General features: G+C 71.1%; 21 protein-coding genes. 12 read left to right on the top strand and 9 right to left on the bottom strand.

The features are described 5' to 3' along the window. Positions 1 to 4: 4 nt before the first annotated feature. On the bottom strand, positions 5 to 1,015 hold the full coding sequence (locus MKK58_RS14895; RefSeq protein WP_243912787.1) for an AAA family ATPase: 1,011 nt from the start codon (positions 1,013 to 1,015) through the stop codon (positions 5 to 7). 122 nt (positions 1,016 to 1,137) lie between these two features. On the opposite strand from MKK58_RS14895, the gene MKK58_RS14890 reads away from it, so the two are divergent. From MKK58_RS14890 to MKK58_RS14865, 6 genes are all read left to right on the top strand, one after another. Continuing rightward, a complete protein-coding gene (locus tag MKK58_RS14890) occupies positions 1,138 to 1,572 on the top strand; it encodes a BrnT family toxin (RefSeq protein ID WP_243912786.1) in 435 nt (144 codons plus the stop codon). Further along, on the top strand, positions 1,550 to 1,855 hold the full coding sequence (locus MKK58_RS14885) for a BrnA antitoxin family protein (RefSeq protein ID WP_243912785.1): 306 nt from the start codon (positions 1,550 to 1,552) through the stop codon (positions 1,853 to 1,855). The genes MKK58_RS14890 and MKK58_RS14885 overlap by 23 nt, the downstream gene beginning before the upstream one ends. An 85-nt stretch (positions 1,856 to 1,940) precedes the next feature. After that, positions 1,941 to 2,840 carry an alpha/beta fold hydrolase gene (locus MKK58_RS14880; RefSeq protein WP_243912784.1) on the top strand — a complete coding sequence of 300 codons (900 nt, stop codon included), beginning with the start codon at positions 1,941 to 1,943 and terminating at the stop codon, positions 2,838 to 2,840. A 138-nt stretch (positions 2,841 to 2,978) separates the two neighbouring features. Next, on the top strand, positions 2,979 to 3,680 hold the full coding sequence (locus tag MKK58_RS14875) for an orotate phosphoribosyltransferase (protein ID WP_243912783.1): 702 nt from the start codon (positions 2,979 to 2,981) through the stop codon (positions 3,678 to 3,680). Between the two features lie 51 nt (positions 3,681 to 3,731). Then, complete coding sequence (locus MKK58_RS14870) at positions 3,732 to 4,448, top strand: MgtC/SapB family protein (protein ID WP_243912782.1); 717 nt, start codon at positions 3,732 to 3,734, stop codon at positions 4,446 to 4,448. A 142-nt stretch (positions 4,449 to 4,590) separates the two neighbouring features. After that, positions 4,591 to 5,274 (top strand): SDR family oxidoreductase, encoded by a 684-nt coding sequence (locus MKK58_RS14865; RefSeq protein WP_243912781.1) that lies wholly within the window; start codon positions 4,591 to 4,593, stop codon positions 5,272 to 5,274. A 41-nt stretch (positions 5,275 to 5,315) separates the two neighbouring features. On the opposite strand, the gene MKK58_RS14860 is transcribed toward MKK58_RS14865, so the two are convergent. Further along, positions 5,316 to 5,681 (bottom strand): hypothetical protein, encoded by a 366-nt coding sequence (locus MKK58_RS14860; RefSeq protein WP_279578389.1) that lies wholly within the window; start codon positions 5,679 to 5,681, stop codon positions 5,316 to 5,318. Between the two features lie 249 nt (positions 5,682 to 5,930). Here MKK58_RS14860 and MKK58_RS14855 point away from each other — a divergent pair, with 249 nt between their 5' ends. Next, entirely contained in the window at positions 5,931 to 6,803 is an 873-nt protein-coding gene (locus tag MKK58_RS14855; protein ID WP_243912779.1) for a C40 family peptidase, read from the top strand. Here MKK58_RS14855 and MKK58_RS14850 read toward each other — a convergent pair. Genes MKK58_RS14850 through MKK58_RS14835 form a run of 4 tightly spaced genes read right to left on the bottom strand, consistent with a single transcriptional unit; the run spans position 6,781 to position 9,577 of the window. Continuing rightward, a complete protein-coding gene (locus MKK58_RS14850) occupies positions 6,781 to 7,242 on the bottom strand; it encodes a low molecular weight phosphatase family protein (protein WP_243912778.1) in 462 nt (153 codons plus the stop codon). The two genes, MKK58_RS14855 and MKK58_RS14850, sit on opposite strands and share 23 nt — an antisense overlap. Positions 7,243 to 7,282: 40 nt before the next feature. After that, positions 7,283 to 7,780, bottom strand: coding sequence for a UPF0262 family protein (locus MKK58_RS14845; protein WP_243912777.1), 498 nt, complete (start codon positions 7,778 to 7,780; stop codon positions 7,283 to 7,285). A gap of 7 nt (positions 7,781 to 7,787) precedes the next feature. After that, positions 7,788 to 9,083, bottom strand: coding sequence for a histidinol dehydrogenase (hisD, locus tag MKK58_RS14840; protein WP_243912776.1), 1,296 nt, complete (start codon positions 9,081 to 9,083; stop codon positions 7,788 to 7,790). Next, a complete protein-coding gene (locus tag MKK58_RS14835; RefSeq protein WP_243912775.1) occupies positions 9,083 to 9,577 on the bottom strand; it encodes a DUF2948 family protein in 495 nt (164 codons plus the stop codon). Before MKK58_RS14835 ends, hisD begins: the two co-directional genes overlap by 1 nt. Before the next feature lie 205 nt (positions 9,578 to 9,782). Between MKK58_RS14835 and MKK58_RS14830 the strand changes: the two genes are divergently transcribed. Both MKK58_RS14830 and MKK58_RS14825 read left to right on the top strand, forming a co-directional pair. Next, entirely contained in the window at positions 9,783 to 10,967 is a 1,185-nt protein-coding gene (locus MKK58_RS14830; protein ID WP_409565251.1) for a glycosyltransferase, read from the top strand. 21 nt (positions 10,968 to 10,988) lie between these two features. Beyond that, positions 10,989 to 11,324 carry a hypothetical protein gene (locus MKK58_RS14825; RefSeq protein WP_243912774.1) on the top strand — a complete coding sequence of 112 codons (336 nt, stop codon included), beginning with the start codon at positions 10,989 to 10,991 and terminating at the stop codon, positions 11,322 to 11,324. A gap of 43 nt (positions 11,325 to 11,367) precedes the next feature. Here MKK58_RS14825 and murA read toward each other — a convergent pair whose 3' ends face one another. Both murA and MKK58_RS14815 read right to left on the bottom strand, forming a co-directional pair. Then, the gene (gene murA, locus MKK58_RS14820; protein ID WP_243912773.1) at positions 11,368 to 12,657 is read right to left on the bottom strand and encodes a UDP-N-acetylglucosamine 1-carboxyvinyltransferase; all 1,290 of its coding nucleotides are present in this window, start codon (positions 12,655 to 12,657) and stop codon (positions 11,368 to 11,370) included. A 157-nt stretch (positions 12,658 to 12,814) separates the two neighbouring features. After that, positions 12,815 to 13,003 carry a hypothetical protein gene (locus MKK58_RS14815; protein ID WP_243912772.1) on the bottom strand — a complete coding sequence of 63 codons (189 nt, stop codon included), beginning with the start codon at positions 13,001 to 13,003 and terminating at the stop codon, positions 12,815 to 12,817. Positions 13,004 to 13,380: 377 nt separating this feature from the next. Here MKK58_RS14815 and hemA point away from each other — a divergent pair, with 377 nt between their 5' ends. Beyond that, positions 13,381 to 14,724, top strand: coding sequence for a 5-aminolevulinate synthase (gene hemA / locus MKK58_RS14810; RefSeq protein ID WP_243912771.1), 1,344 nt, complete (start codon positions 13,381 to 13,383; stop codon positions 14,722 to 14,724). A gap of 15 nt (positions 14,725 to 14,739) precedes the next feature. Here hemA and MKK58_RS14805 read toward each other — a convergent pair whose 3' ends face one another. Further along, positions 14,740 to 15,273, bottom strand: coding sequence for a TspO/MBR family protein (locus MKK58_RS14805; RefSeq protein WP_243912770.1), 534 nt, complete (start codon positions 15,271 to 15,273; stop codon positions 14,740 to 14,742). Positions 15,274 to 15,420: 147 nt separating this feature from the next. On the opposite strand from MKK58_RS14805, the gene MKK58_RS14800 reads away from it, so the two are divergent. Then, positions 15,421 to 16,602, top strand: a complete 1,182-nt coding sequence (locus MKK58_RS14800; protein ID WP_243912895.1) for a trans-sulfuration enzyme family protein — start codon at positions 15,421 to 15,423, stop codon at positions 16,600 to 16,602. Between the two features lie 74 nt (positions 16,603 to 16,676). Next, positions 16,677 to 17,099 carry a hypothetical protein gene (locus MKK58_RS14795; RefSeq protein WP_243912769.1) on the top strand — a complete coding sequence of 141 codons (423 nt, stop codon included), beginning with the start codon at positions 16,677 to 16,679 and terminating at the stop codon, positions 17,097 to 17,099. Positions 17,100 to 17,490 lie beyond the last annotated feature (391 nt).

Raw genomic sequence — 17,490 nt, 5'->3', positions numbered from 1 at the left:
CCGCTCAGAGCGCCCGCACCCGCTGGACGAGGCCGCGGATGATGCCCCGCGCCGTCTGGCCCTCGGCGGCGGCGCGCCAGGTCAGGCCGATGCGGTGGGCCAGGGCGTCGGCGGCGAGCTCCGCCACATCCTCGGGGATCACGTGATCGCGGCCGCGCAGGTAGGCCCGCGCCTTGCCGGCGACCATCAGCGCCAGGGTGCCGCGCGGGGAGGCCGGGTGCTCGATGGCGGCGCGCAGATCCGGGGCCGCCGCATCGGTGCGGGTGCCGGCCACCAGCCGCACGAGATAATCCTTGAGGGCCGGGGAGACGTAGACGCCGAGGGCGGCCTCGCGGGCGGCGCGGATCTCCGCCACGGAGAGCCGCACCGGCATCGCCTCGGCGTGGTGGTTGAGCTCGCCCTCCACGAGGTCGAGGATGCGGCGCTCGGCGGCCTCGTCGGGCATCTCCACCAGGACGTGGAGGAGGAAGCGGTCGAGCTGCGCCTCCGGCAGCGGGAAGGTGCCCGCGTGCTCGATCGGGTTCTGGGTCGCCACCACCATGAACGGGTCGGGCAGGGCATGGGTGTGGCCCGAGACCGTGATCTGCCCCTCCGCCATGGCCTCGAGCAGAGCCGACTGCACCTTCGGCGGCGCGCGGTTCACCTCGTCGACGAGGACGAGGGAATGGAACAGGGGACCGGGCAGGAACTCGAAATCGCCGGCATCCTGGCGCCACACGGTGGTGCCGGTGAGATCGGCGGGCATCAGGTCGGGGGTGCACTGGATGCGGGCGAAGCTGCCGTCGAGCCCGTCCGAGAGGCGCTTGACCGCGCGGGTCTTGGCGAGGCCGGGCGCACCCTCGATGAGGAGGTGGCCACCGGTGAGGAGACCGATGAGGAGGCGCTCGACCATGGCGTCGGCGCCGATGAGCCCGTGCAGAAGGCCGTCGCGGAGCGCGAGGATGCGTGCCCGCAGGGCGGCATCGACGGGCTGGGCGCCGGTCGCCGGCCGTTCGGCGAGGGCCGCGCCGCTCATGCGGAGAGACCCGTCACGCGGGCCGTGCGGGTCGCCTGCGGGGCAGGAACGGTGGGCCGGTCCATGCGCGTCTCCTCGTGGATTTTTTGGGTGCGGATTCTTGAGCGATCCACGATGGTTGGGTGTGCCCGCTGCGCGGGCCGGGCGTCAATCCCGAGGCGGCATCCGTGAGGCCGCAGGGCGCGCGGCCGGGCATTTTGCCCGGACACATTTTTGCGGGTGCGGCTTTCCCGCAATGTACATATTTTATGTACATTGCGGCGATGGGTGAACGCGAGCGCACCGCCTGGGACGATCTGAAGAGCGAGACCAATCTCCGGCTCCGGGGTATCGGGTTTGCCGGCCTGGACGACGCCTTCGATGGCCGCTTCGCGCTGATCCGGGAAGACGCGCGGCGCGATTATGGGGAGGCGCGCTTCAACATGATCGTCGCACTCAACGGGGTCATCCTGAACATCACCTTCACGCCACGTGACGGAAAGCAGCGGATCATTTCCGCCCGACTCGCGAACCGAATGGAGAGGAGATTGTACGATGCCGGTCAGCAAGGCTTCTAAGCCCCCGCAGGACAGGACGGATTGGGCTCGACTGAAGGCGCTGTCCGAGGATGAGATCGAGCGGATCGCAGTCGAGGATGCAGAGAACCCCGCCACGATCCACGAGGACGAGTGGGCTCGCGCCACGACCCGCCTGCCCTCGCCGAAGGTGTCCATCCACGCGAGCTTCGACCGCGATGTGGTCGACTTTTTCAAGCGGGACGGCCGTGGCTACCAGACCCGCATGAACGCGGTTCTGCGGCGTTACATGGATGTCCAACGCGGCGCGAAGTCGAAGGGCTGAGGCGGAGAGCCAGGAACGGGGCAAGGCTCCGCGAACCGCTGGCCCAGGGCGCGCGTTCCCCCGGCCCCCGCCGGAGGCGCCGCCCGTGACCACTGATCTCTTCCCCGATTTCGCAGCCCGATGGATCGACGTTCCGGCCGGGCGCTTCTTCGCCCGCGTCGGCGGACCGGAGGACGGGAGTCCGGTGCTCCTCCTCCACGGCTTCCCGCAGAGCCATGCCTGCTGGCACCGGATCGCGCCGGCGCTGGCCGAGCGCCACCGCGTGGTCTGCCTCGACCTCAAGGGCTACGGCTGGTCGGCCGCGCCGGAGGGCGACCCCCGCCACGAGGCCTATGCCAAGCGGACGCTGGCGGCCGAGGTGGTGGCGGTGATGGAGTCGCTCGGCCACGTCCACTTCGCCCTCGTCGGGCACGACCGGGGTGCGCGCATCGGCTACCGCCTCGCCCTCGACGAGCCAGGGCGGATCGCTCGCCTCGCTCTCCTCGACATCCTGCCGACCCTGGTCCAGTGGGAGCGGATCGAGGCCAACCCGCGCAAGCCCTCGCACTGGCACTTCCTGGCCGAGGCCGCACCGGGCCCCGAGCAGGCCATCGGCCGCGACGCGGATTCTTACTTCGAGGGGCTCCTGCGCGACTGGAGCGGGGACAAATCCCTCAAGGTCTTCGCGCCCGCCGCCCTGCACCTCTACCGGCAGGCCTGGAACGTGCCCGAGCGCATCCACGCCTTCTGCGAGGATTACCGCGCGGGGGCCACCCGCGACCGCGAGGCCGACCTCGCGGACCTAGCCGCCGGGCGCGAACTGACCTGCCCGACCCTGATCCTTACCGGCGACGGCTACCTCGACCGTGAGTCCGAGACGCCGCTGGCCGCCTGGCAGCGCACCTTCGCGCCAGGTGCCGTTGCCGCCGAGGTCACGTCCGGCCATTTCCTCGCCGAGGAGAACCCCGACGCGACCCTGGCGGCCCTGCGGACCTTCCTGGCCTGAGGGCCGCGTGCCGGGAGAGTCCCAGGGTTGACGCCCCGGACGGTTGGCGGGAAGGAGAACCCTCCCTTCAGACGGACGCGAGGCCCCTTCCGGATACGGAAGCCCGCGCCCGCCGCCCGCACGAGAGCGAACCCGCGCATGACGACCTCCTTCCTGCCGATCGACCGCGCCGTGATCGCCCGCGAGGCGGCCAAGATGCTTCTCGAGATCAAGGCGGTGCACTTCTACCAGGACAAGCCCTTCACCTTCACCTCGGGCTGGGCGAGCCCGGTCTACATCGACTGCCGCAAGATCATCTCCTATCCGCGCCTGCGCTCGACGCTCAACGACTTCGCCGCCGCCACCATCGTGCGCGACATCGGCTACGAGTCGATCACCCATGTGGCCGGCGGCGAGACCGCGGGCATCCCCTTCGCGGCCTGGATCTCCGACCGGCTGATGCTGCCGATGCAGTACGTGCGCAAGAAGGCCAAGGGTTTTGGCCGCAACGCCCAGATCGAGGGCGAGGTGGTGGAGGGCGCTCGCACGCTGCTGGTGGAGGATCTGGCCACCGACGGACGCAGCAAGGCGCTGTTCTGCAAGGCCCTGCGCGATGCCGGCGCCCAGGTCGACCACTGCTTCGTGATGTTCTTCTACGACATCTTCCCCAACAGCCGCGAACTCATGGCCGACCTCGGTATCCAGCTGCACTACCTCACCACCTGGTGGGACGTGCTCAGCGTCGCCAAGGAGAGCGGCCACTTCGACCCGAAGGTGCTGGCCGAGGTCGAGAGCTTCCTGCACGAGCCCGCCAAGTGGTCGGCGGCGCATGGCGGCATCTCCGATTACCCGCAGGCCTGATCCGGATCGCACCGTCATGGTCCCGTCACGGGACCGCGTCAGGGCAGGGCGATGATCCCCTTCCTGTCCGGGCCGATGCCCGAAGCCGTCAACTCGGCGGTCAGCCTCATCGTCGCCTTCGGGCTCGGCACCCTGATCGGGGCCGAGCGGCAATATCGCCAGCGCACGGCGGGCCTGCGCACCAACGTCCTGGTGGCGGTGGGTGCGGCCGCCTTCGTCGACCTCGGCATGCGCCTCGAAGGGGCGGCGGGCGGCACCCGCACCGTGGCCTACGTGATCTCGGGCGTCGGCTTCCTCGGCGCCGGCGTGATCATGAAGGAGGGCATGAACGTGCGCGGCCTCAACACCGCCGCGACCCTCTGGTGCTCGGCCGCCGTCGGGGCCTTCGCGGGGGCCGACTTCCCCCTGGAAGCGGCCTTCGTCACGGCGGCGGTGCTGGCCGGCAACACCCTGCTTCGGCCGCTGGTGAACGCCATCAACCGCGCGCCCATCGACGAGAGCCAGACCGAGGCGACCTACGAGGTGCAGGTGACGGTGCAGGCGGAGGGCGCCGGCCCCGCCCGCGACCTCCTGGTCGAGCGCCTGGAGGCGGCGCAGTACCCCGTCGGCGGCATCGAGGTGGTGGAGCGGGGCGAGGACACCGTCGAGGTGGTGGCGACCCTGGTGGCGACGGCGGTGGCCGGTGCCGAACTCGACGCGGTGGTGGCGGCCCTGGCGCGGATGCCCGGCATCGAGCACGCGACCTGGTCGGTGCAGACGGCGGATTGAGGGATGCGCGGGTGCGCCGGCGCACCTCGGCGAAAGCGGCGCGGATTGCCGGACCCGCTCTTCCGTACACCTCCTCCTCGAGGGATGGGCGGCGCTGCCCCCGGGCGGGCGGCCCTTCCGCGAACCAGAGACACGGAGCACCATGGCACCCCAGAAGAATGCGCTCATCGTTGGGGCCTCGCGCGGCCTCGGGCTCGGCCTCGTCGAGACCTTCCTCCAGCGCGGTTGGCGGGTGACCGCGACCCAGCGCTCGCGCTCCCCGGGCCTCGCCGCCCTGACCTCCGACGCCCTCACGGTCGAGACCGCCGACATTGACGACGACCACGCAGTGGCCGCCCTGCACGACCGCCTCGCGGGCCAGAGCTTCGACCTGATCTTCGTGGTGGCCGGGGTGGCGACGCAGGCCCACGAGCCGCTGCACCTAGTGCCGCGCGAGGTCGCCGCCCAGGTCTATCTCACCAACGCGGTGAGCCCGGTGCGATTCGCCGAAACCTTCCTCGACCGACTCGCACCGAACGGCCTCGTCGCCTTCATGAGTTCGATCCTCGGCAGCGTCGGCCTGAACGAGTCCGGCGGCTGGGAGACCTACCGGGCGAGCAAAGCCGCCCTCAACACCCTGGTGCGCAGTTTCGAGATCCGCCACCGGGAGGCGGGCTTCGGCGTGCTGCTGCTGCATCCGGGCTGGGTCCGCACCGAGATGGGCGGGGCCGATGCCGACATCGACGTCGCCACCAGCGTCACCGGCATGGTGGACGTGATCGAGGGCCAGCTCGGACGGACCAGTACGGCCTATCTCGACTACACCGGCAAGACTTTGGACTGGTAGAGGATTTAAAACCCCGGGCCGGACGAAATCCGGTCCTGCGCTCAGGGGCGCCCGATCGGCGGGCGTCCGCGCCGCTCGACCACCACCGGCGGCCGGGTCCGGCGCTCGACAATGACGGTGCGCGGCGCCCGGCTGGGGCTGGCGGCGGTGAGGATGCGCTCCGGCATCCGCTCGGAGGGACGCTCGGGCTTGGCCTTGGCAGCGGCGACGACGTGCTCGCGCACCTCCTCCGCCGGCAGGCCGATGAGGCCCGCGGCGATCTCCACCTGCTGCTCGATGTCGTCGGCGAGGTCCTGGGCCGCAGCGACGGCCTCGGGGATGGTCGGCGGCTCGCGCCGCACGCGGATCGGCGGGAGATCCTGAAAGGATTTCGAGGTCTTCTTCACGGCGCGACTCGCATGGGGCATCACCCGAACATAGACGCGATCCGGCGGTTTGTGCAGTGCACACGCTCGCGGGCGACCCGCGCGTCCGGTGCATCGCGGCGGCGTGATGGCTTTTCGATCAGGGCCATCGTCGAGCCCGCGAAGGGGCCTGCATGGCTGCAAAGCGCCCTGCCGGTGGATTGGGCAGATTCAAGCGTCGAAATGCCGCGCTCGGCGCGGGGCACGCGCAGCCTGTTGCGATCGGGTCGCCTGGGGCGGATAGTCGGAGCCATGCAGGCTTGTCCTTTCGATCTCTCCGACCCTCGCCTCGTTCCGGCCCGGCCCGAGATCGCCGACGCGCGCCTGCGCGGTCACGTCGAGGCCGAGCGCTACGTCGTGGGCGAGGAACGCTCCGTCGTCGTACCCGCCGCCCCCTTGCGCCGGACGCCCCGCTTCGATGCCGGCATCGAGACCGAGGCGGTGATGGGCGATACGGTGACCGCCTACGGCGCCGAGGAGGGCTTCGTCTTCGTCCAGTTCGCCCATGACGGCTATGTCGGCTACCTGCCCGAGGCGGCCCTCGGCCTCGCCGTGGCGCCGACGCACCGCGTCACGGCCCTGCGCAGCTTCCTCTATCCCGGTCCCGACCTGAAGCAGCCCGCCAGTGGCTGGCTGACCCTGGGTGCCCGCATCCGCGCGACGGAGACCGTCGGCGATTATCTGCGGATCGCGGGCGGCTACGTCTTCGCCGGCCACTGCGTCCCCCTCGCGGCGGTCGAGCCCGACTATGCCGCCACCGCCGAGCGCCTCGTCGGGACGCCCTATCTCTGGGGTGGGCGCACCAGCCTCGGCCTCGACTGCTCCGGGCTCCTCCAGCTCTGCCTCGCGCAGGCCGGAATCGCGGCGCCGCGGGACGCCGACCAGCAGGAGCGCGGGCTCGGCGAGGCCCTGCCCCTGGACTTCGAGGGGCTGCGGCGCGGCGATGTCGTATTCTGGCGCGGCCATGTCGGACTGATGCTCGACGCGACCCGCCTGATCCACGCCAACGGCCACCACATGGCGGTGGCGGTGGAGCCCTTGCGAGAGGCCGTCGCCCGAATCCAGGCGAACAGCTACGGCCCGGTGACGTCGATCCGGCGGCTCACCCCTTCAACCGCATCTTGATCCGGTAGACCAGTCCGTCGCGTACGTCGCGGTAGGCGTCGAGGCGCTGTTCGCGGGTGCCGTCCTGGATGTTGGTCGGGTCGGGCGTCGGCCAGTACTCGACCTCGACCGCGTTGGTGCGGGTCAGCTCCAGGGCGGCGTGGTGGGCCTCCGGGGCCAGGGTCACGATGAGGTCGAAGTTCAGGCCCTCCCACTCCTCCAACTGGGCGAGGGTGCGCGGCTTGTGGCGCGCCGCGTCGATGCCGATCTCGTCCAGCGCCGCCACCATGAACGGATCGGCCGGCTCGCCCGAGCGCACGCCGGCCGACTGCACGTAGATCGACTTGCCGAAGTAGTGGCGCGCGATGGCCTCCGCCGCGAGCGAGCGCACGGCGTTGAAGTTGCACATGAACAGGGCCGACTGCACGCGCGTCTTCTTCGGGCCGGTCGCGTCCGCCATCCGGTCGTCTCAGCCTCGCACTTCTGGAGGGATCGCGGCTCTAAGCCTTCCAGTGCAAGGCGAAGACCAGGGTGAAGAGGCGCCGCGCGGTGTCGTGGTCGAGGTCGACCTTGCCCTCCAGGCGCTGGCGCAGCAGGTCGGAGGCCTCGTTGTGCAGGCCGCGCCGGCCCATGTCGATCGCCTCGATCTGGGTCGGCGAGGCGGTGCGGATGGCGTTGTAGTAGCTCTCGCAGATCATCTCGTAGTCGCGGATCACCCGGCGGAACGGGGTCAGCGACAGGAGGTGGGTCATCACCGGCTCGCCGTCCTCGCGCTTAATGACGAAGGCGAGCTTGCTCTCCACGAGGCCGAGGGTGAGGGCGTAGGGACCCTCGCGGCCGGGAATCGTGAAGCTGTTGTCCTCCAGGATGTCGAAGATCGCGATGGCGCGCTCGTGCTCCTGGTCCGGATTGCCCCGGCCGATCGATTCCTCGTCGAGGGTCACCACCGCGAGGCGGTGGGGGGATTTGGGCTCGCTCGCTTTGGCCGCGCCGGACATCAGGCCCTCACAGGTTGAGGCGGATCGCCACCGAGCGGGCGTGGCCCTCCAGGCCCTCCGACCGTCCGAGCGCGATGGCCGAGGGTCCCAGGGCCCGCAGGGCCGCCGGGTCACAGCGCAGGATCGTGGTGCGCTTCATGAAGTCGAGGACGCCAAGCCCGGAGGAGAACCGCGCCGAGCGGGCGGTGGGCAGGACGTGGTTGGGGCCGCCGACATAGTCGCCGATGGCCTCCGGCGTGTGCGATCCGAGGAAGATCGCCCCGGCGTTGCGCACCTTGGCCGCCAGCGCCTCAGCGTCGGCGGTCTCGATCTCCAGGTGTTCCGGGGCGAGGCGGTCGACGAGCGGCACCGCCTCGTCAAAGTTCCGCACCACCACGACGGCGCCGTAGTCGCGCCAGCTCGCCCGGGCGATCTCGGCCCGGGGCAGGGTGGTCAGCGCGCGCTCCACCGCTTGCGCCACGTTGTCGGCGAGCGTCGCGGAATCGGTGATCAGGATCGACTGGGCCGCGGCGTCGTGCTCGGCCTGGGCCAGGAGGTCGGCCGCCACCCAGTCGGGATTGGCATGGGCATCGGCCAGGATCAGCACCTCGGAGGGGCCGGCGATCATGTCGATGCCGACCTGCCCGAAGACCCGGCGCTTGGCCGCGGCCACCCAGGCATTGCCGGGGCCAACGATCTTGGCCACCGGCGCGATCGTGTCGGTGCCGTAGGCGAGGGCCGCCACCGCCTGGGCGCCCCCGACCCGGTAGACCTCGTCGACGCCGGAAAGATGCGCGGCGGCCAGCACCAGCGGGTTCATCGTGCCTTCCGGCATCGGCACCACCATGACGACGCGGGGCACACCGGCGACGCGGGCCGGAATGGCGTTCATCAGCACCGAGGAGGGATAGCTCGCGGTGCCGCCGGGAACGTAGAGGCCGACGGATTCGAGCGCCGTCCAGCGCCAGCCGGCGGTGACGCCCAGGCTGTCGGTCGCCATGTGGTCGCCCGGCACCTGGGCGGCGTGGAACGCTTCGATGCGCCCGGCCGCGAAGCGCAGCGCCTCCAGGGCGTCCGCCGGGCAGGCCGCGATGGCGGCCTCGATCTCGGCCGGGGTCACCCGCAGGGACGCGACCGTGAAATCCTCGCCGAAGCGGTCGAAGCGGCGGGTGTAGTCGACCAGCGCCGCGTCGCCGCCCGCGACCACGCCGGCGATGATGCCCCGCACGGTCTCGTCGACATCCTCGGAAATCTCGCGCTTGACGCTGAGCAGGCGCGTGAACGCTTCGGCGAAGTCTGCGTCGCGGGAATCGAGGCGGACCATCAGGCGTTTCCCTTGGCGGTGTTTTCCTCGGCAGCCTTTCCCGCGATCGCGGCACGGCCGGCGGCCGCGGCCTCGTGGTCGGGCCGACCCTCCACCTCCCAGACCGGCCCGAGATCCTTGAGCTGCACCTCGATGCACTCGAGGTCGAGCTGGATCGCCGCCCCGCCGGCAAAGACCAGGGTGGCGGTGCCGGAGGGCGCCTCGGTGGGCTCGAAGGTGATGGCGAGGAGTTCGAGGGGCGCGTCGGAGTCGGTGCCCGGGGTGATGCCACGGCTGCGCACCCGCAGCACCCGGTCGAAATGCATGCCCGTCAGCCGGCGGCGCGGCGGCGCACCCTCCTCCACCGACCAGTCGAAGCGGCGCGCCACCAGGACGAAGCGGTGCTGGCCCCCGAGATAGGCAAGGTCGCTCGCCTTCAGGATCGCGTCCTGCAGGTGGGCGGAGATGACGCCCAGGTCTTCGGCGTCGAGGGCGGCGAGCCTGAGAAGCTCCATGATCGGGTGTCGCGCTCCTGTCGGTGGCCTAACCCGGGTGCGGGCTCGGCCGTTCGCGGTGTGGGAGCCGTAGGTAGCGAGGCGGCCCGCCCACGGCAACAGGCGGGCGGAATTCGCGGATCCGTCCGCCGCCATTGTCCCGCTCGGCCAACCTGCTAGGGACGCGTCGCTGCGCCGGACCTTCGCCGGCGAACGGAGTCGTGACGTGTCGGCCGCATCCCTGTCCCTCCCCGGCGAGGCTTGCCCGCCCAAGGCCGCCGCCACGGTTCGCGCGGTGGTCGCGATCCCCGTGCGCAACGAGGCCGAGCGCATCGCCGCCTGCCTGCATGCGATTGATGCCCAGACCGGCATCCCGCCGGGCAGCCTCGGCGTGGTCCTGTTCCTCAACAACTGCACCGACGCCACCGAGGCCATCGTCGCCGACCTCGTGCCGCGGATGTCGGTGCCGGTCCGCGTCACCCACGTCGCCTATGCCGGCGCCCATGCCGGCTGGGCCCGGCGCGAGGCCATGAACCGGGCGGCCGAGTGGCTCGGCGAGGAGGGCATGATCCTGTCGACCGATGCCGACAGCCTGGTTCCGCCCGACTGGGTCGCGCGCAACCGGGCCGCCCTCGACCGGGGCGCCGACGCGGTGGCCGGGCGCATCCAGCTCGATGCGGAGGAGCGCGCCCTGCTGCCGCCCTCCCTGCACTGGCGCGGCGACCGGGAGGACATCTACAGCGACCTCCTCACCGAGGCCGAGGCGCGCATCGACCCCGATCCGCACGATCCCTGGCCCTGCCACCGCACCACCATCGGCGCCACCCTGAGCGTCAGCGTCGCGGCCTACCGGGCCGTTGGCGGCATGCCCGCGATCGCGCTGGGCGAGGACGGCGCCTTCGTGGCGCTGTTGCTCGCTCAGGGGCTGCACGTCCGGCACGATCCGTCGATCCTCGTCACGGTGTCGGGGCGCCTCGTGGGCCGGGCGCCGGGCGGCGTCGCCGACACCATCCGGGCGCGCTGCGAGAAGCCCGACAGCCTGTGCGACGCCCGCCTCGAACCGGTGCCGCGGGCGCTGTACCGCTACGTCTGGCGCCGCCGCCTGCGCCGGCTGCACGCGGCGGGCCGCCTCGGCACCGAGCGCGGCTGGGCCCGGGCCCTGCGAATTCCGCCGGATGCGATCGCCCGCATCGCCGCCCATCCGCTCGCGGGCCACGCGGTGGCCGAGGCCGAGCGCGCCAGCCCGCGCTTGGTCCATCGTCCGCTGGGACCCCGGCAACTGCCCGGCCAGATCCGCCTCGCGCGGGTGCTGCTCCCGGTGGTCCGCGTCGTGACGCGCCTGTTCGCTCGAGGGGATCGCTCCTCAGGGATCGTTCAGGGCGCCGCCGCTAGACCGGGCGCGACCACCTGAAGCATCCGAGGGGAGCATCCCATGCAGCGCAGCACGATCAGAAACGCCATCCTGGCCCTCGCCACCGCGGCCACGCTCGGCACCGGCCTCGGCGCCTTCGAGGCCAGCGCCCAGTATTACGGCGACGACGACCGTCCCCGCCGCTTCGAGCGCCGCTACGAGGAGGATCGCTACGAGCGCCGCCGCGACTTCGAGGACCGCTACGATCGTGGCCCCCGCCGCGGCTACGGCGAGCGCTTCGGACGCCTCTGCCTGACCCAGCGCGGTAACTGCATCACCGAGCCGCAGCCCTGGGGTTCGCAGTGCCGCTGCATGATCCCCGGCTTCGGCCCCAAGCGCGGCGAGATCCGCGGCTGATCCACCCTCGCTCTCCTCCCGGACCGGGAGGAGAGCCCGCGCGTCAGCTGCGGACGCGGGTGATCTCGGCGCCGCAGCGGGCGAGCTTGGCCTCCAGGGCCTCGAAGCCGCGGTCGAGGTGGTAGACCCGGTTGATGCTGGTCTCGCCCTCGGCCGCCAGCCCGGCGATCACGAGGGAAACGGAGGCACGCAGGTCCGTCGCCATCACGGGTGCGCCCTTGAGGCGGTCGACGCCCTCGACGATGGCGAGATCGCCTTCGAGCCGGATCTTGGCGCCGAGGCGGGCCAGTTCCTGAACGTGCATGAAGCGGTTCTCGAAGATCGTCTCGCGGATGTTCGACTGGCCCTTGGCGAGCGTCATCAGCGCCATGAACTGCGCCTGGAGATCCGTGGGGAAGCCCGGGAACGGATCGGTGGTGACGTCGACCGCCGCGATGCCGCCGCCGTTGCGGCGGATGCGGATGGTGTCGACGCCGCTCGTGATCTCGGCGCCCGTGGTGGCGAGGATGTCGAGGGCCGAATGCAGCAGGTCGGCGCGGGTGTTCTCCAGGGTGACGTCGCCCCCGGTCATCGCCACCGCCATGGCGTAGGTGCCGGTCTCGATCCGGTCGGGCAGCACGTCGTGGCGGGCGCCGTGCAGGCGCGAGACGCCCTCGATCGTGATGCGCGGCGTGCCCGCACCCTCGATGCGGGCGCCCATCTTGGTGAGGCAGGCGGCGAGGTCCACGACCTCGGGTTCGCGCGCCGCGTTCTCGATCAGCGTCGAGCCGTTGGCGAGCGCCGCCGCCATCAGCGCCACGTGGGTGCCGCCCACCGTGACCTTGGGGAAGTGGATCTCGCCGCCGCGCAGGCCGTTCTTGGCCTTGGCGACCACATAGCCGCCATCGACCTCGACGGTGGCGCCGAGGCGCTCCAGGGCCATCAGCAGCAAATCGACCGGGCGCGTTCCGATGGCGCAGCCGCCCGGCATCGAGACGCGGGCCTCGCCGAAGCGGGCGAGGAGCGGCGCGATCACCCAGAAGCTCGCCCGCATGGTGGAGACGAGTTCGTAGGGCGCCGTGGTGTCGATGACGTTCGAGGCGGTGAGCCGGATGGTCTGGCCGGTCTCGGTGGTCTGGCCCGGGCGCTTGCCCACCACCATGTGGTCGACGCCGTGGTTGCCGAGGATGCGCAGGAGCGCGTTGATGTCGGCCAGCCGCGGCACGTTGCCGAGTTCCAGGGTCTCGCCGGTCATCAGGCTGGCGATCATCAGGGGCAGCGCGGCGTTCTTGGCGCCCGAGATCGGGATCACCCCGTGCAGCGGCCGGCCGCCGATGATGTTGATGCGGTCCATCGTTCTTGAAACCTTAAGCTCGCTCGCGGCGCTCTCAGCGCGTCGAGGCGCGAGACATCCGAAATTCTGATCCATCGGGACGCGGGCCGTCCCACTGCCGAAGACGCCGTTATAGCCAAGTTTTGTCGAAAAGGAGGTTCGCGGTCCCCGATTCTGCTTAACCCTCGGGATCGGGTGTTTCGTCAGAGCCGGCCGGACCCGTGGAACGACCGCGAACCTGCGCCTTGCGACGGCGCAGGTTGTCGCGCAGGGCCGCCTTCAGGCGCTCGGCCCGATGCTCGGCGGCGCTCTTCGGCGCGCCTTTCGGCGCGGCCGTGTCCTCGGTCCGGGTCTCGTCGTCCGTCATGGATCGCGTCGGGTCTCGCTGGCGGATCGGCATAGCGCGATGCGCTGCGTGCCGGGAAGGCCCGCGCGACGCATCGTCGCCACGGCATCGTGCCGGCTTTGCATCCCCCGGCCCATGGATGCAGACCAGGAATGCGGATGTCGACTTGAACCAATTCCAAGTTCGCCTGTATCGTCGCCACCGCATCGGGGAAACCCGGGCGTCGGGGAGACCCGGAACCGGGCGGGCGTCGTCCGCGGCTCCGTCGGAGTGCGCGCCAGGCTCGCCAACGAGACCGATTGCAGCAAAGGGCCCCCCGCACGAGGGTCCGCGTGGAAATGATCCCGCCAGAGGCCGCGACTCCACCGCCGGCCACCCAGCCCAAGCGTGAAGGACGGATGCCCGTGAACCGCATGCCCGCGACGATCAAGATCAGCGACACCAAGCAGGGAGCGGGCCAGGAAACTCGGCAGGGGTGTAAGACCGGTACGAGCGGCCCGGGCCGGACGGACTACGAGTCGCATTTCCGCACGGCCCTCGACCGCCTGCACGGCGAGCGCCGCTACCGGGTCTTCGCCGATATCGAGCGCATCGCGGGACGCTTCCCGACCGCGCATTGGCGCAAGCCCGACGGCGGCACCTCCGAGATCACCGTCTGGTGCTCGAACGACTACCTCGGCATGGGCCAGCACCCGGACGTGGTCGGCGCCATGACTCGCACCGCCGCCCGCTGCGGCGTGGGCGCGGGCGGCACCCGCAACATCGCCGGCAACAATTCGCCGCTCGTCGACCTCGAGCGCGAGCTCGCGGATCTCCACGGCAAGGAGGCGGGCCTCGTCTTCACCTCGGGCTACGTCTCGAACCAGGCCGGCATCTCGACGATCGCCAAGCTGATTCCGAACTGTCTCATCCTGTCCGACGCCTTCAACCACAACTCGATGATCGAGGGCGTACGCCATTCCGGCTGCGAGAAGCGCGTCTTCCGCCACAACGACCTCGCGCATCTGGAGGAACTGCTGATCGCGGCGGGCGACCGCCCGAAGCTGATCGCCTTCGAGAGCGTCTACTCGATGGACGGCGACGTCTCCGACATCGGCGCGATCTGCGATCTCGCCGAGCGTTACGGCGCCATGACCTACCTCGACGAGGTCCACGCGGTCGGCCTCTACGGCCCGCGCGGCGGCGGCATCTCGGAGCGCGACGGGGTGATGCACCGGGTCGACGTGATCGAGGGCACGCTCGCCAAGGGCTTCGGCTGCGTCGGCGGCTACATCACCGGTTCGGCGGTTCTCTGCGACGCCGTGCGCAGTCATGCCCCGGGCTTCATCTTCACCACCGCCCTGCCGCCGGCCATCGCGGCGGCGGCCATCGCCTCGGTCCGCTACCTCAAGCGCTCGACCAGCGAGCGCGAGGCGCATCAGCGTCAGGCCGCCCGCACCAAGGCGGCCCTGGAGGCCGCCGGCCTGCCGGTCCTGCACACCGAGACGCACATCGTGCCCGTGATGGTGGGCGACGCGGAACTCTGCAAGGCGGCGGCCGACCATCTGCTGGAGCACCACGGCATCTACATCCAGCCGATCAACTACCCCACCGTGCCCCGTGGCACCGAGCGCCTGCGCATCACGCCCTCGCCCTTCCACGACGATGCCCGCATCGCGAAGCTGACGGCCGCGCTCACCGAGACCTGGGACACCCTGGACCTCCCCCGCGCCGGCACCGTCTTCGTCGAGGCGGCGGAGTAGGCCGTCCCGGCCGCCTCAGTTCAGGCGCCAGATCGCGCCGGTAAGCACGGTGGCGAAACCGACCCAGGCGGCGTAGGGCACCAGCAGCCACGCCGCCGCCCGGTCGAAGCGCCAGGACAGGCGGATCGTCCAGAGGATCATCACCCACATCGCGCCCGAGACCACCAGGGCGGCCCCGAGGGCGTGGGCGGAGAAGAAGGTCGGCGTCCAGGCGGCGTTGAGGGCGAGCTGCACCGCGAACGCGGCGAGCGTCAGGCGCCACGCCCCCACGGTCGGGCCGCTGCGCGGCTTCGCCCCCAGGATCCGGAAGGCCGAGAGCGCGATCATCGCGTAGAGGATCGTCCAGGCCACCGGGAACGCCCAGTTCGGCGGGTTGAAGGACGGCTTTGTCAGGCCGGCATACCAGCCCTCGATGTTCGGCCCCGTGGCGGCCGAGCCGAGCACGGCCGTTGCGGCCACGGGCAGGATCGCCGCCGCCAGCCGCCAGGGCAGGGCGAGGGCCGGCGCGGCGGGAACGTGGATCGGTGACGATGCGGTCGCACGGGACATGACGAACGGTCTTCCTTGCCTTTGATCCGGTCTGGTGATTCGCCCTTGGGAGGGAGCGGCGACGCTTCGGCTTGCGGTCCGTGCACCGGTCTGCGAGGGCGGGTCAATCAGACCCCGACCTCACGGACACGCTGCATGGCCGACCCTCTGTCAGAACCGAACGCGCCGACCGGGTCTTCGGATGCGCCGCCCGCCTTCGCCAAGCGCAGCCTCGCCGCCCAGGCCCTCGGCCGCGTCGATTCCGTGACCCGGGGCGTGGTGGCGCCGCTGCACGTGGCCACCACCTTCCTGCGCGATCCCGACAACGGCTACAGCTCGGGCTTCTCCTATGCCCGGCCCGACAACGCCACGGTGCGCGAGGCGGAAGCGGTGCTGGCGATGCTGGAGGACGCGGCGGCCGGCGCCCTGCTGTTCGGCTCCGGCATGGCGGCGGCCACGGCGGTCTTCACCGCCCTGGAGCCCGGCGACCACGTGGTGGCACCCCGGGTGATGTACTGGGGCCTGAAGCGCTGGCTCAGCGCCGAGATGCCGCGCCGACGGATCGCGGTCGATTTCGTCGACATGGACGACCTTGCCGCCCTGGCGCGAGCGATCCGGCCGGGCACGACGAAGCTCGTCTGGATCGAGACACCGGGCAACCCGCTCTGGACGGTCACGGACATCGCCGAGGCCGCCCGCCTTGCGCACGCGGCGGGCGCGCGCCTCGCGGTCGATTCCACCGCCGCCTCACCGATCCACACCCGGCCCCTGACGCTGGGCGCCGACCTCGTGATGCACTCGGCCACCAAGATCCTGAACGGCCATTCCGACGTGGTGGCGGGCGTGCTCGCCGGGGCGACGCCGGACGCCTTCTGGGAGCGTCTCGCCGCGATCCGCTCGGGCGGCGGCGCCATCCTGGGGCCGTTCGAGGCCTACCTGCTGATGCGTTCGCTGCGCACCCTGCCGTTGCGTGTGGCGGCGCAATCCGCCGGGGCGGCCGAGCTCGCCCGCCGCTTCCAGGGGCATCCTTGCGTCTCGCACGTGCTCTATCCCGGCCTGCCGGACGATCCCGGCCACGCGGTGGCGGCCCGCCAGATGGAGGGCGGCTTCGGCTTCATGCTGTCGATCCGGGTGCGGGACGGCGAGGCGGCGGCGATCGCCACGGCGGCGCGGGTGCGGCTGTGGAAGCGGGCCACCTCGCTCGGGGGCGTCGAGAGCCTGATCGAGCACCGCGCCTCCGTGGAGGGGCCGGATTCGCCCTGCCCGCCCGATCTCCTGCGCCTCTCCACCGGAATCGAGGCGGTGGACGACCTGTTCGCCGATCTCGACGCCGCCCTGCGGGACGCCTGAATTTTCGGGTGGTGCCGGGGACGGGCCTCGCGCGTTGGTGCGGCACATCGCATCCCCTCGAGAGACCGCCCACCATGACGAAGCCCGTCCTCCTCACCGGAGCCTTCGCCCTCCTGCTCCTCGGTGCCGCCGCGCAGGCCGAGAGCGGGCCGCCGCAACTGGACATCAACCGGACCTGCCAATCGGCGGCCTCCGCGAGCGTCAGCGACAATGCCAGCCAGGAAGGCTGCCTGCGCTCCGAGCGCGCCTCGCGCGACGAGGTCAAGCGCCGCTGGGGCGAGTTCTCGCCCGCCGCCAAGCGCCAGTGCGAGAAGCAGTTCGAGGCGGGCGGCTTCCCGTCCTACGTCGAGATGGTGACCTGCCTCGAACTCGCGAGCGGCACCGGGCTGCCGAAGAAGCCGGACGATCCGCACGCGGGCAAGGGCGCCAGCAGCGCCACCCAGGAGCCGAGCCCGGTCCAGCGCACGGACCCGATCAAGGTGCTCAACGACAAGTAATACGGTTTCCGGCTGAATCGTTCGGGTTCTGGCGCGGGTCCCCTCTCCTGGAAGGAGAGGGACAGGGTGAGGTGTGTGACCTCTCCGGAAATGGACCACACCTCACCCCAACCCTCTCCTTTCAGGAGAGGGAGCGCGTCGCGCACAGGCTGACCGAAGCAATTAACCGGAAACCGGATAACACTGAGGAGCAGAGGGTCCTTGTACCAGACCTCGATGATCTCGACGCATCGAGGTCTGGTACAAAGACGCTCCGAGACTCGCCTCACGTCGAGGAGGCGGGGACCTCGTCGGCGATCCAGGCGGCCTGACGCCGCGCGCAGTCCGCCTCAGGTGCCTCGCCCCGGCTTTGGCCGTGGGCGGGGGAGTCCGGGGGCCGGGGGGGGTTGCT

Origin of the sequence: Methylobacterium sp. J-078 (genome assembly GCF_022829285.1) — a bacterium.
Lineage (GTDB): Bacteria > Pseudomonadota > Alphaproteobacteria > Rhizobiales > Beijerinckiaceae > Methylobacterium.
Note: the sequence above shows the minus strand (reverse complement) of the source record. Positions and strands in the feature narration are given on the sequence as shown.